We start from the raw sequence: 13,519 nt of genomic DNA on the forward strand, positions 1-13,519 counted from the left end.
TTTGGGACGCTCCCGAAGACATGATGTGTTGAACGCGCGGGAGGCAGAGCAGTGAAGCTCTTTTGTGCGCTGATGGCTGTAACGGGAGCGATGTTCTGCGCATCGCTTTTTGTGGGCTATGCAGCGATCTCGATCCCCGAAGGACTGGCCGCGCTGTTTGGCCGGGGCAATCCCGTATTCGTCACGGTGATGCAGGACATCCGCCTGCCCCGCACACTGCTTGCGGCCATGATCGGCGTGTCACTGGGCCTCGCGGGCGCTGCGATGCAGGGCTACCTGCGCAACCCGCTTGCCGAACCGGGCCTGATCGGGGTTTCGGGCTCTGCCGCGCTTGGGGCGGTACTTGCCCTGCAAACCGGGTTTGCGGCGATGTTCTTCCTGGCCCTGCCCCTCACAGCGCTGGTGTTTGCCGCGCTTGCGGTCGGGTTGATCCTGCTGCTGGCCGGACCGCGCGGATCGTCCCTGACCCTGATCCTTGCCGGGATCGCCGTGTCGGCCTTTGCCGCCGCCCTTACATCGCTGACGCTGAACCTGTCACCCAACCCCTACGCCGCCTCTGAGATCATGTTCTGGATGATGGGATCGGTCGCCAACCGCGCCATGACCCATGTCTGGCTGGTGGTGCCGATCATGACCTTGGGCTGGATCTTTCTGGCCAGCCTTGGGCGCGGGCTCGATGCCCTGACACTGGGCGAAGACGCGGCCGAGGCGATGGGGATTTCCCTGTCGCGCCTGCGCCTGCACCTGCTGTTCGGCACCGCCGCCGCCGTTGGCGCGGCCACGGCCGTCGCGGGTGCGGTCGGGTTTGTCGGCCTCGTGGTGCCGCATATCCTGCGCCGCTTTGCCCAAGGTCGCCCATCCACCCTGCTTTGGGCCTCGGCACTGGGCGGCGCGGCGATGGTCATGGCCGCAGACCTTGTGACCCGACTGGTCCTGCCGGAACGCGACCTGAAACTGGGTGTCGTCATGGCCCTGATCGGCGCCCCGTTGTTCCTGCATCTTATATATAAGACACGGAGGGAAATCGCATGACGCTCCTGTCCGTGCAAAACCTGACCGTGCGGCGCGGCGAATGCCCGGTGGTGGACACCGCGTCCTTCAGCATCGCCGCCGGAGAATGCGTCGGCCTGATCGGCCCCAACGGCGCGGGCAAGACATCGCTGTTGCGCGGCGCGCTGGGGCTATTGCCGTTCGAGGGCACCAGCACGCTGGCGGCCATGCCGCCCAAGCGCCGCGCCTCCCAGGCCGCATGGCTGCCCCAGACCCGCGACATCGCATGGCCAATGACCGTGGAACGGATCGTGGCACTGGGCCGCCTGCCCTATCTGGCACGCGGCGCATCGCTGTCCCCGACCGACCAGGCCGCGGTCGATGCCGCGCTGACGCGGATGGGTCTGGACACCTTCCGCACCCGGCTTGCCACAGCGCTGTCGGGCGGCGAACAGGCCCGCGTACTGATCGCCCGCACCTTGGCACAGGACACACCGCTTCTGATGGCGGATGAACCGATCGCCGGGCTTGATCCCGCCGCCCAGATCGCCACGCTCCAGGTGTTCCAGACGCTCGCTCAAGAAGGCCGCGCCGTGCTGACCTCGTTGCATGATCTGTCGCTGGCAGCGCGCTATTGCAACCGGCTCATCATGATGGGCGCCGGGCGCATCATCGCCGACGGCCCGCCGCAGGATGTGCTGACCCCGGACCGGCTTGCACAGGTGTTCCGTCTCGATGCCAAGGTACTGGACACCCCCGATGGCCCGATCGTGCAGCCCTTGGGCGTGCTGTCATGACCGGCCCGCAGCGCATCGTCTGCCTGACCGAAGAAACGGTCGAAACGCTCTACCTGCTGGGGCAGGATCACCGTATCGTCGGGGTCACCGGCTACGCCGTGCGCCCCAAACGGGTGCGGCAGGAAAAGCCCCGCGTCGGCGCGTTCACATCCGCCGACATCCCCAAGATCCTCGCGCTAAAGCCAGATCTGGTCCTGACCTTCTCGGACCTGCAAGCCGACATCGCAGCCGATCTGATCCGCGACGGAATCGAGGTGATGGCCTTCAACCAGCGCGACGTGGCGGGCATCCTGCGGATGATCCGCACACTGGGCCGCCTCACCGATTGCGCAGATCAGGCAGACGCCTTGGCGCGTTCCTATGAAACCCGCATCGCCACCCTGCGCGCCGCCACACGACACCATCGCCCCCGTGTCTATTTTGAGGAATGGGACGACCCGATGATCACCAGCATCGGCTGGGTGTCCGACCTGATCGCCATGGCGGGCGGCACCGATTGCTTTGCCCATCTGCGCCATGAGGCGTCGGCCAAGAACCGCATTGTGACGTCTCACGACGTGATCGCCGCCGCCCCGGACGTTATCGTGGCGTCTTGGTGTGGCAAGAAAGTACGACCCGAAAAGATCGCCGCCCGCCCCGGATGGGACACGATCCCGGCGGTCGCCTCGGGCCGCATCGTGGAAATCAAATCGCCCCTCATCCTGCAACCCGGCCCTGCCGCATTGACCGATGGGCTTGATGCCCTGATCGCCGCACTCTTCCCCAAGGACGCCCCCGCATGCTGACCAACCTCACCACCTTCCTGAACATCGGCGGCCCGGCCCTGTGGGTCATCGCGGGGCTGAGCGTTGTGACCCTTGGCCTGATCCTTTGGAAACTGTGGCGGCTGTCGCGCATGGGCGCATGGCGGCGCGATGCCACCGAACAGGCGGTGGGCCTGTGGCAAACCGGCCAGCACAACGCGGCTCTGACCCACCTGCACACCCGCACCGGCCTGCGCGCCCGCGTGGTCAGGACCGCGATGCAGGCCGCGCAGACCCTTCCCCCCGAGGATGCACGGGACGAGACCGCGCGCATCGCCCGTGGCGCGCTGATGGACGCGGGCAGCGGCTTGCGCGCGCTTGATCTGATTGCCACCATCGCACCGCTGGTGGGGCTTTTGGGCACTGTTCTGGGCATGATCGATGCGTTTCAGGCGCTACAGGACAGCGGCGCGCGCGCTGATCCTTCGGCGCTGGCCGGGGGCATCTGGGAGGCGCTTCTGACCACCGCGGCAGGCATGGCCGTGGCGATCCCCGCCTCCATGGCGCTCAGCTGGTTTGACAGCATCAATGACCGGCTGGCGCATGATTTCGACGATCTTGCCACCCGCGTTCTGGCAAAGGGAAAACGGGACTGACATGCTGAACCTTGTGCATCAGACACGCAGACGGCGCATCGGGCTGACCCCGATGATCGACGTGGTGTTCCTGTTGCTGGTCTTCTTCATGCTGGCCGCGCGGTTCGGAGTGACAGACGCGATCCCGGTCACCCTGTCGAGCGGCGCCACCCAAAGCTATGACGGCCCGCCGCGCCTTGTCACGGTCCGGCCTGACGGGCTGAGGGTCAACGGGATTGACGCGCCCGACACGGTGGCGGCGCTGTCCCCGCTCATGGGATCAGAGGATGACATCATCATCCTGCGCCCCCGCGATGGCGCATCAGTGCAACACCTGCTTGACGCGATGGGCACCCTGCGCGCAGCGGGCTGGTCCAACCTTGTGGTGCTCGAATGAGACGCCGCGCGCCCTTGGCACCACGTTCCCGGCGCCGCGCGCAGGAATCCGTTGTGCCTATGATCAACGTGGTGTTTCTGCTGCTGATCTTTTTCCTGATGACTGCGCAGGTCGTACCGCCCGCGCCCTTTGACATGGACCTGCCCCGCGCGACAGGCGACGGCGACACAGGCCAAAGCGCCCTTTATATCAGCGCCGGGGGCGAAATAGCGTTCGAGGACGCACGCGGGGACGCGGCACTGGCTCGCGCAGCGCGGGGGATGGACACCCCGCTGCGTGTGCACGCCGACGCTGCCCTTCACGCCGCGACGCTGGCCCGGATACTGGGGCAGCTGACGGCACTGGGGGCCACTCGCATCGACCTTGTGACCGAGGGCAGCTGATGCGGTTTCTTGAGATCACAGCATTCCTTGCCCTGTCCGGCGCGCTGCACGCCGCTACGCTGGTTGTGGCGCCGTTGGCCACAGGGGGCAGCACAGATCGCAGTGGCACGGCAGAGGTCACGCTTCAGGCGGCCACGCCCACGCTTGCCGCAATGGTACAGACCTGGGACCGCCCGCCCGAGATCAGCGACGCCCCCGTTCTGGCGCGTCCCGAAACGGTATCGCCGCCGGATCGCCCAGCACAGGACGCGCCGCCCAAACCGCAAACGCAGACAATCGCGCTGACCGCACCCAGCCCGGCCCCCGATCTGCCAAACGCCGAAACACGCCTGCCCGCACCGTTTGCGCCCTTGGCCGAAACGACCCCGGACACGCTTGGCACACCCACTGTGCCGCCCACAGATACCCCCCGCCTGCCCGACACACACGCCACAGCGCGCCCAATGACGCCGCAGCAGCCCAGCGCGATACCGGACACGCCCTTTGCCCCGCAGGTGGACACATCCCCCCCTGTCAGCCGCACAGCACCAATCGCATCACTGCGCCCCGAACTGCGCCCGGACCGTCCGGTGGCGCCCGCCGCGTCGCGCCCCAAGGCTGCGCAAGGCACGGCGCGTGCAGCGCCAGACACGCAAGGCACAGGCCCTGCCCAGACCGCCAAACCAGCCCCTGCCACCAAAGCCGCTCCGCGCGGACCGTCGACAGCGCAACTGGTGCGCTTGGAACAAACATGGGGCGCAGAGATCACATCGGCCTTGCGCCGCGCACACCGACCACCGCGCGGGGTGCAGGGCAACGTGACACTGGTGATTTCGATTGCGCCGTCAGGGCAGGTTGCGGCCGTGTCGCTTGCGGCGTCCTCGGGCAACAGCCGTCTGGATCAGGCAGCGCTGGCGGCGGCGAAACGCGCCCGGTTTCCGCGCGCCCCCGACGGTCTGACCAAATCCACCTACAGGTTCAGCCAACGCCTGACTGTCGCGCGGTGAACGCTCGGTCGACCGCGCGTGGCGCAGTGCCGCCCCGCTCAGGCCATACCGCCTTCGATCAGTCGATCCGCGAGAATCGCATAGGCATCCGCCATCGGCCCATCCCCAGACGCCACAGGCACGCCACCATCGCCCGCGAGCCGGGTCTCAAGGTCCAGCGGCAATTGCGCCAAAAGCGGGATGCCCCGCGCCGCGGCCTCATCGACCATGCCACCTGATCCGAAGATATGGCTTTGCCCGCCACAATGCGGACAGGTGAAGACGGCCATGTTCTCGATCAGGCCAAGCACCGGGGTTTTCAGCGTCTCGAACATATCCAGCGCCTTGCGCGCGTCCAGAAGCGCCACATCTTGGGGCGTGGACACAACAATGGCCCCGGACACCTGCGCCTTTTGACACAGGGTCATTGCGATATCGCCCGTGCCCGGCGGCAGATCGACGATCAGCACATCCAGATCGCCCCACGCCACCTGCGACAACATCTGTTGCAACGCCCCCATCAGCATCGGACCGCGCCAGACAAGCGCCTTTTCCTCGGGCAGCATCAGACCGATGGACATGACCGTCACACCATGCGCGACGAGCGGAATAATGGTCTGGCCATCCGGGCTTTCGGGTTTTTGTGACACCCCCATCATGCGCGGCACACTGGGGCCGTAGATGTCGCCATCCAACAGGCCAACCCGCCGTCCGGCGCGGGCCAGGGCAACGGCGAGGTTGGACGACACGGTGGATTTGCCGACACCGCCCTTTCCCGACCCAATCGCCAGGATGCGCGACACCCCTGAGGGTTTCAGCGATTCCGCCTGCGGCTTGGGGTGTCCACCGATCTTCAATCCGGTGGGCGCTTTTGCGGCTGGGCCATGCGCCGTCAGCGCAACGGTCACGTCCGACACACCCGGCAATTCGGCCACCACCGCCTCTGCGGCCTTGCGCACAGGTTCCATAAGGCGGGCTATTTCCGGCGATGGCGCTTCGATTACAAAGCGCACGACACTGCCATCGACCTGGATCGCCCGCACAAGATCGGCCGAAATCAGGTCTTTGCCATCGGGAATCGCCACACGGGCCAAAGCGGTGCGAATCTGCTCGGACGTTACGGACATGCACACCCTTTCATCGTTCTGTAACAGAGATGGCAGCCAAGCCGCGCAGCTTCAACCCAATGCCCCAAAATTAGTCCCGTTAGCGCAAAACGCACAAATTTGAACCAATGGGCCTATGCAATTGCTGCATAGCAGCGTTGAGCCAAAAACCTATTGTGCAGTTGCAGCATTTGCCTATCTTTGTGCCAAGCGAACGGAAACACACAAATTCGAACTGAGCAGTCACATGGCATACGAAACCAACAGCATCAGCACCTTCGGCACCAGCATCCTTGATCGGGTCGCCGCTGTGATCGCAGAGTACCGGGTCAAAGCAGCCCATCGCAAGGTCTACCGCGACACGGTGCGCGAACTTGGCGCGCTGTCGAACCGAGAATTGTGCGACCTCGGTCTGCACCGCAGCGAAATCCGCCGCGTCGCCTATCAGGCAGCGTACGAAAGCTGAAACCAATTCGGCGAGCATGGCCCACGGGCCCCTCGCCAACCCTATCGGACGCCATCTCCTCCTCCCTGGGCGCTCCGTATTAGACGGTGGCACATCTCCTCCTCCCTTGTGTCACCGTCGCAAGTTTCGGGCTTCGGCCTACATCAGATCGGCATCCTCTCCTCCTCCCTGGATGTCGTGATTAAGACGGTGGCGCTTTTCCTCCTCCCTAGCGTCACCGTCGCAAGTTTCGGGCTTCGGCCCACACGAGCTCGATGTCCTCTCCTCCTCCCTGGACATCGTGAACTGGAAACGGTGATGCCTCTCCTCCCTTGGCATCACCGTTTTTTCTTTTGCGGGGGGGCCACCAGACAGTTTTGCGCCCCGCTTGGGTTTTCCTTTCCCCGCCCTTTCGCTAGATGAGGCGCAACGGAACATCTGTCGCCCGGTGGGGCGGCACAAAAGCGGGAATTGACCCCATGGCGATGGAAAAGACATTCGACGCCCAGGCCGCCGAAGCACGGCTCTACAAGGCGTGGGAAGACAGTGGAGCCTTCAAGGCCGGCGCAAATGCGTCGCGCGAGGACACGTTCTGCGTGATGATTCCGCCGCCCAACGTGACGGGATCGTTGCACATGGGCCACGCGTTCAACAACACGTTGCAGGACATCCTTGTGCGGTGGCACCGGATGCGGGGGTTTGACACGCTCTGGCAGCCGGGCACAGACCATGCGGGCATCGCCACGCAGATGGTGACCGAGCGCGAAATGGCCGCCAATGGCGAACCACCGCGCCGCGAAATGGGGCGTGAGGCGTTTCTGGATCGGGTCTGGCAGCAAAAAGTCAAATCCCGTGGCACGATCATCGGGCAGCTCAAGCGCCTTGGCGCATCCGCAGATTGGTCACGCGAGGCATTCACCATGGGTGGTGCTGCGGGCGACCCGGATCGCGGACACGGTCCGAACTTCCACGACGCGGTGATCAAGGTCTTTGTTGATATGTACGACAAGGGCCTGATCTATCGCGGCAAGCGGTTGGTCAACTGGGACCCGCATTTCGAGACCGCGATCTCTGATCTCGAAGTCGAGAATATCGAGAACCCCGGCCACATGTGGCACTTCAAATACCCTTTGGCGGCCAAAGAAAATGGAGAACGCGCGACCTATACGTATATCGAAAAAGACGAGGACGGGAATGTCACGCTTGAGGAAGAGCGCGACTACATCTCTATCGCCACGACGCGCCCCGAAACCATGCTGGGCGACGGCGCGGTGGCGGTTCACCCGTCGGATGAACGCTATGCGCCGATTGTGGGCAAGCTGTGCGAGATCCCGGTTGGCCCGAAAGAACACCGCCGCCTGATCCCGATCATCACGGATGAATACCCCGATCCCACCTTCGGCTCTGGCGCGGTCAAGATCACCGGCGCGCATGACTTCAACGACTACGGTGTCGCCAAGCGCGGGAACATCCCCTGCTACCGCCTGATGGACACCAAGGCGCATATGCGCGACGACGGCGCGCCTTATGCCGAGGCGGCGATGATCGCCGGTGCCGTGGCGCGCGGCGAACGCACACTGACCGAGGCGGAAACCGACGCGCTGAACCTTGTCCCCGATCACCTGCGCGGGCTGGACCGGTTTGCGGCGCGCAAGGCCGTGATCGACGAGATCACCGAAGAAGGTCTGGCGGTGATGACCCACGCCGACAACCCTGTCTTGGGCCGCAAGCTGGGCGAAGAGGACGACCCCGCCGAACTGGTCCCGCTGGTCGAGGCCAAGCCGATCATGCAGCCCTTCGGCGACCGCTCAAAGGTGGTGATCGAGCCGATGCTGACCGACCAATGGTTCGTGGACGCCGAAAAGATCGTCGGCCCCGCGCTGGACGCCGTGCGCTCGGGTCAGGTCAGGATCGTGCCGGAATCGGGCGAGCGGACCTATTACCACTGGCTCGAGAATATCGAACCCTGGTGCATCTCGCGCCAGCTTTGGTGGGGACATCAGATCCCGGTGTGGTATGGACCGACCCTTACCCAAGATGGCACCGGGGTAGCCTACGGCACAGCGAAGCCGTTTTGTGCGGCAACTGAGAAAGAGGTTCTGAAACTCGCACGTGAATACTACGGAGGCGATGTTGAAATCTCACATGAAGATCATGGAGACATGGCTATCAACATGTTTGTCTCAGCGATCGAAACCAGCCCATACGATGAGTACGATAGCGAAGGAAACCTCGTCAAACAGTCGTCAGGCGAAACAATCAAACTCTACCGCGACCCCGACGTGCTCGACACATGGTTCTCCTCCGGTCTCTGGCCCATCGGCACGCTGGGCTGGCCGGAACAGACGCCCGAACTGGCAAAGTATTTCCCGACATCCGTGTTGATCACAGGGCAGGACATCCTGTTCTTCTGGGTCGCGCGGATGATGATGATGCAACTGGCGGTCGTCGATCAGGTGCCGTTCAAGGACGTCTACCTGCACGGCCTCGTGCGCGACGCCAAGGGCAAGAAGATGTCCAAATCGCTGGGCAACGTGGTTGATCCGCTTGAGATCATTGACGAATACGGCGCAGATGCGATGCGGTTTACCAACGCGTCTATGGCGTCGCTTGGCGGTGTGCTCAAGCTCGATATGCAGCGCATCGCCGGATACCGGAATTTCAGCACCAAGCTTTGGAACGCGACGCGCTTTGCCGAGATGAATGGCGTGTTCGAGGGCCGCACACCGTCCGCCGACATCCCCACAGCCACCGCGACCGTGAACACCTGGATCATCGGAGAAACCGCCCGCGTCCGCGCCGAGGTGGACGCGGCGCTGGACGCCTACCGCTTTGATGACGCGGCGGCGGCGCTGTATCGCTTTGTCTGGGGCAAGGTCTGCGACTGGTACGTCGAATTCTCCAAGCCGCTGCTCTTGGATGATGGCCCACACACCGCCGAGACCAAGCAAACCATGGCGTGGGTCATTGACCAATGCCTGATCCTGTTGCACCCGATCATGCCCTTTATCACCGAAGAGCTTTGGGCGGTGACGGGGACACGCTCCAAGATGCTGGTCCACGCCGATTGGCCGACCTATGGCGACGACCTGATCGACGCCGAGGCTGACCGCGAGATGAACTGGGTGATTGGCCTGATCGAAGGCATTCGGTCGGCGCGGCAGCAGATGCATGTGCCCGTGGGCCTGTACCTGCCGCTGGTGGTCAAGGATTACGGTGACAGTGCCCGCGCTGCGTGGGATCGCAACGAAATGCTGATCAAGCGTCTGGCCCGGATCGACGACCTGACGGTGGTTGATGCCTTCCCCAAAGGCTGTGCCACGGTGCCTGCCGATGGCGCGACCTTTGGCATACCGCTGGCCGACATCATTGATGTGGGGGCGGAAAAAGACCGGCTGGACAAGGCGTTGCAAAAGCTGGCCAAGGAAATAGGCGGGATGAAGGGCCGGTTGGGCAATCCGAAATTCGTCGCAAGCGCGCCGGATGAGGTGGTCGAGGAAACCCGCGCCAATCTGGCCGCGCGCGAAGACGAGGCGGCCAAATTGCAAGACGCGCTCGACCGTTTGGCCGAACTGGGTTGAACTGCTCTTTTTTGGGGGGCAGCCACGCGAAACGCCCGGTCGGAGGTTGCCTCCGCCGGGTGGTTTTCGTTTGGGAGCGAACCTCCCTGTCTTGGTAAAGACGCGGCGCCGCCCCTTAGGGCCATGACCGTTCTCTGTCGCTTCGGGGGATGTCCCCCGGACCTGTACCCCCGCCACGGGGCCTGATTGACCGGTCTGTCATGGTCGTCCCCCATAAGGGGGCATGAAGAGCAAAGTCATGGTGGTCGCGGTGTGGGAGTGACCCTGTCCGCTCGATGCGCATCGTGCGACGGGTTTTGCGCGGTTGGGGTTAACGACCTGCCAATGATGCGCGCGGTGGGCGTGCCAAGGGCGGCGCGGTCAGCCCCGAGCAAGTGAATCGCGCGGTCCTTCGACGGCTGGATCAGCCCGCGATGTCGGCTGTGACGCGGATCACCGTTGGTCCCTGTGCCAAAAACGCCGCTGTCACGGCGCGTTGCAGGGCCGCAAGGCTGTCGGGGTGCACCGCCCCTGCCCCATACGCCCGCGCGAGGGCAAGAAAATCCGGGTTCCGCGCCACAACCGCATTGGGCGCGATCTGGCTGCGGATCATGCTGTCTTCGATCTCGCCCAGCTTACCATTGTCCCAGACAAGGATCGGCAGCGGCACGCCCAGCTCCACCGCCGTGCCCAACTCCTGGATGGTGTATTGCAGGCCGTAATCCCCCGCGATGGCCAGTGTCGGTTTGCCCGGTCGCGCCACCGCCCCGCCGATGGCGGCGGGCAACGCGTAACCCAGTGTGCCAAAGCCATACGGGTGATGCCAATGCCCCGGACGCGGCATGTCCCACACCTCTTTCGCGGCATATGCAAATTGGGTCATGTCCGAATAGATCATGGTGTCGTCTGGCAGCACCTCTTGCAGGGCAGCACAGATCGGCACGATGCCAGGGCGTTCGGCATCTACTTCGGCCCGCCATGCGGCGCGTTTGCGGGCGATGGCGGGGATGTCCCATTTGGCGGGCTTGTCGTCGGTGCGCGCCGGAATGGCGATGGACATGGCGTGCAGGAACGCACCCGCATCGGCAAGGATCGCGGTGTCCTGCGGCCCCAGACCAGCGAAGTTTTCGGGATCAATATCCACCCGGATCATCGGCGCGGTGTGGCCCAGCGTGGGACGCCAAAGATCGACCTCAGACAGGGTTGTGCCAACAGCAATCACAAGATCGGCCTGCGCGGCCACGTCTGCACTGTCGGTGCGGGCCAGAAAGCTGCCGAGATAAAGCGGCTGGTCCGCCGGCACCACGCCGCGTGCGGCATAGGTGACAAAGCTCGCCGCGCCGGTCTGGCGCAGCAGATCAGGGACCGCCCTGGCCCCCGCCACAGCTCCGCCGCCAAACACAAAGAGCGGCTTTTGCGCGGCAAGCACAGCGTCTACGACGCGCGTGACATCGGCATGGGACGCGGCAGGGTATCGGGGCCGCGCCACAGGCGGACGCGGTGCCGGGCCTGCCAAAGCGCCCAAGGTCGCAATGGGCACCTGCACATGGCAGGGCCGCGCGCGGGTGCTGGCGAAGTGGTCAAACGCTCGGTCGATCAGCGCATAAGCCGCGTCAGCACTGCGCGCCTCTTCGGACCATGCACAAACAGTTTCCGCCGCCGCGCGCTGGTCACGCATCTGGTGCAACTGTCCACGCCGTGCGGCTGTTTCATCCAGACAGGACGAGATCGCCAGCACAGGAACGCTGTCGGAATAGGCCTGTCCCAGCGGCGTCAGGATATTGGTCAGCCCCGGCCCCGTGATCACATAGGCCACACCCGGCTTGCCGCTGGCCCGGGCATAGCCATCGGCCATAAAACCCGCGCCTTGTTCGTGCCGCGCCAGCACATGGGTGATGCCCGCCTGCTCGATCCCGCGATACAGTTCGACATTGTGCACACCGGGGATGCCAAAGATCGTGTCGACCCCGCGATCCTTGAGCATTTGCGACATCTGCGCGCCAAGAGGCTGTTGGGTCATCACGCTCTCCAGAAACTGACGGTGAAGATGGCATAGACTGCCAAAAGTTCGAGCCGCCCGAGCAACATACCCAGTGTCAGCATCCATTTCGCGGTGTCATTCAGACCTGCGAAATTGCCCGACGGGCCAATCTCTGGGCCAAGGCCGGGGCCGATATTCGCCAGCGCAGTGGCCGCACCGGACACAGACGTGATCAGATCAAGCCCGGTCATGCCCAGGCCAACCGACAGAACCCCCAGCGTGATCACGAAAAACACGAAAAACGAGATCACCGAGTTCAACACATCTTCGCCCACCGGACGCCCGGAATAGCGGGGCATGAACACGCCATGCGGCGATCGGATCTTGCGCAATTGCACCTTGATCGACGCAAACAGCAGTTGATAGCGGAAAATCTTGATCGAACACGAGGTCGACCCCGCGCAGCCGCCGATCAGGCCGATAAAGAAGAAGACCGAGATCAGGAACGGCCCCCACCCCATGTAGTCAACGCTGGCATAGCCTGTTCCGGTCATGATCGACACGATATTGAACAGCGCCTCACGGAACGCCTGTTCGGGGCGATGCGGGAAGATATGGGTCAGCGTAAAGGCCGTGACCAGCACAAGCACCGCGATGGTGGCCATAAAGGCGCGAATTTGGCTGTCTTTCCAAAGCACCCGATAATTGCCCTTGGTCATCTGCACAAAGCGCACAAACGGCAAGGCGGCGGCGATCATGAACACGGATGCCACATATTCCGCCGGTCCCTGAAACGTGCCAAACGACGCGTCGTAGTTCGAAAACCCGCCCGTCGAGACCGTGGTGAGCGCGTGTACCGTGGCGTCAAACACATCCATGCCGACAACGTAATAGCTGGTTGCGCAAGCGATGGTGATGGCGATGTAAATGGTCGAGATCGAGGCCGAAATCTCGGTCGCGCGGGGCAGGATTTTGCCCATCGTATCAAAGGATTCGGTGCGGAAAATCTGCATGCCCCCGACCCTGAGTTCGGGCAGGAACACCATGGCCACAACGATGATCCCGATCCCGCCCAGCCATTGCAGCAGGCCGCGCCACAGCAAGATACCCTTGGGCAGGTCTTCGAGACCGGAAAACACCGTTGATCCGGTGGTGGTGAGGCCCGACATGGCCTCGAAAAACGCATCGACAAAGCGTGCGTCGGTGTCGCCCAGCACGAAGGGGATGGCCCCGAAAATCGGCAGCGCCACCCAGACCCCGGTGGTGAGCAGGAAGGTTTGCTGAATGGACAGCCCTTCTTTGACGCCATTGGCCGAAGCCAGCGCGATCAGTCCCCCGGAAAACATGGTGAGCACAGAGCTTTGCAGGAACACATGCCATTCTCCCCGGCCCTCGGCCAGATCGACCAGCATGGGCAACAGCATCGCTGCCCCGAGAGCAGCGACCAGAAGGCCGATCACATAGGCTACAGGACGGATGTCGAACATGGGCTTACCGTTGTCCCCGGACCGCCGGGG

At 63.8% G+C, this 13,519-nt stretch carries 12 protein-coding genes; 9 read left to right on the forward strand and 3 right to left on the reverse strand.

Going from position 1 to position 13,519, the window contains the following annotated elements:
* The first annotated feature begins 51 nt into the window (after window positions 1-51).
* Genes ACSHXH_RS09035 through ACSHXH_RS09065 form a run of 7 tightly spaced genes read left to right on the forward strand, consistent with a single transcriptional unit; the run spans window position 52 to window position 4,931 of the window.
* Window positions 52-1,032 carry a FecCD family ABC transporter permease gene (locus ACSHXH_RS09035; RefSeq protein WP_435671455.1) on the forward strand — a complete coding sequence of 327 codons (981 nt, stop codon included), beginning with the start codon at window positions 52-54 and terminating at the stop codon, window positions 1,030-1,032.
* Window positions 1,029-1,787, forward strand: coding sequence for an ABC transporter ATP-binding protein (locus ACSHXH_RS09040; protein WP_435671456.1), 759 nt, complete (start codon window positions 1,029-1,031; stop codon window positions 1,785-1,787). The genes ACSHXH_RS09035 and ACSHXH_RS09040 overlap by 4 nt, the downstream gene beginning before the upstream one ends.
* Entirely contained in the window at window positions 1,784-2,572 is a 789-nt protein-coding gene (locus tag ACSHXH_RS09045; RefSeq protein WP_435671457.1) for a cobalamin-binding protein, read from the forward strand. The genes ACSHXH_RS09040 and ACSHXH_RS09045 overlap by 4 nt, the downstream gene beginning before the upstream one ends.
* Entirely contained in the window at window positions 2,566-3,186 is a 621-nt protein-coding gene (locus ACSHXH_RS09050; RefSeq protein ID WP_435671458.1) for a MotA/TolQ/ExbB proton channel family protein, read from the forward strand. Before ACSHXH_RS09045 ends, ACSHXH_RS09050 begins: the two co-directional genes overlap by 7 nt.
* Before the next feature lies 1 nt (window position 3,187).
* On the forward strand, window positions 3,188-3,562 hold the full coding sequence (locus ACSHXH_RS09055; protein ID WP_435671459.1) for an ExbD/TolR family protein: 375 nt from the start codon (window positions 3,188-3,190) through the stop codon (window positions 3,560-3,562).
* Window positions 3,559-3,945 carry an ExbD/TolR family protein gene (locus ACSHXH_RS09060; RefSeq protein WP_435671460.1) on the forward strand — a complete coding sequence of 129 codons (387 nt, stop codon included), beginning with the start codon at window positions 3,559-3,561 and terminating at the stop codon, window positions 3,943-3,945. Before ACSHXH_RS09055 ends, ACSHXH_RS09060 begins: the two co-directional genes overlap by 4 nt.
* Window positions 3,945-4,931: a TonB family protein gene (locus ACSHXH_RS09065; RefSeq protein WP_435671461.1), complete on the forward strand. Its 987-nt coding sequence runs from the start codon at window positions 3,945-3,947 to the stop codon at window positions 4,929-4,931. The genes ACSHXH_RS09060 and ACSHXH_RS09065 overlap by 1 nt, the downstream gene beginning before the upstream one ends.
* Before the next feature lie 38 nt (window positions 4,932-4,969).
* Here ACSHXH_RS09065 and ACSHXH_RS09070 read toward each other — a convergent pair whose 3' ends face one another.
* Window positions 4,970-6,037 carry an Mrp/NBP35 family ATP-binding protein gene (locus tag ACSHXH_RS09070; RefSeq protein WP_435671462.1) on the reverse strand — a complete coding sequence of 356 codons (1,068 nt, stop codon included), beginning with the start codon at window positions 6,035-6,037 and terminating at the stop codon, window positions 4,970-4,972.
* A 226-nt stretch (window positions 6,038-6,263) separates the two neighbouring features.
* Between ACSHXH_RS09070 and ACSHXH_RS09075 the strand changes: the two genes are divergently transcribed.
* Both ACSHXH_RS09075 and ACSHXH_RS09080 read left to right on the forward strand, forming a co-directional pair.
* Window positions 6,264-6,482, forward strand: coding sequence for a DUF1127 domain-containing protein (locus ACSHXH_RS09075; protein WP_435671463.1), 219 nt, complete (start codon window positions 6,264-6,266; stop codon window positions 6,480-6,482).
* A gap of 458 nt (window positions 6,483-6,940) precedes the next feature.
* Complete coding sequence (locus ACSHXH_RS09080; RefSeq protein WP_435671464.1) at window positions 6,941-10,042, forward strand: valine--tRNA ligase; 3,102 nt, start codon at window positions 6,941-6,943, stop codon at window positions 10,040-10,042.
* Between the two features lie 403 nt (window positions 10,043-10,445).
* Here the strand turns inward: ACSHXH_RS09080 and ACSHXH_RS09085 are convergent, their stop codons facing one another.
* Window positions 10,446-12,041 carry a 5-guanidino-2-oxopentanoate decarboxylase gene (locus tag ACSHXH_RS09085; protein WP_435671465.1) on the reverse strand — a complete coding sequence of 532 codons (1,596 nt, stop codon included), beginning with the start codon at window positions 12,039-12,041 and terminating at the stop codon, window positions 10,446-10,448.
* Window positions 12,041-13,489, reverse strand: a complete 1,449-nt coding sequence (locus tag ACSHXH_RS09090; protein WP_435671466.1) for a TrkH family potassium uptake protein — start codon at window positions 13,487-13,489, stop codon at window positions 12,041-12,043. The genes ACSHXH_RS09085 and ACSHXH_RS09090 overlap by 1 nt, the downstream gene beginning before the upstream one ends.
* Window positions 13,490-13,519: the final 30 nt, after the last annotated feature.

This window comes from Marivita sp. (genome assembly GCF_051251565.1).
In the GTDB taxonomy this organism is placed as follows: domain Bacteria; phylum Pseudomonadota; class Alphaproteobacteria; order Rhodobacterales; family Rhodobacteraceae; genus Marivita.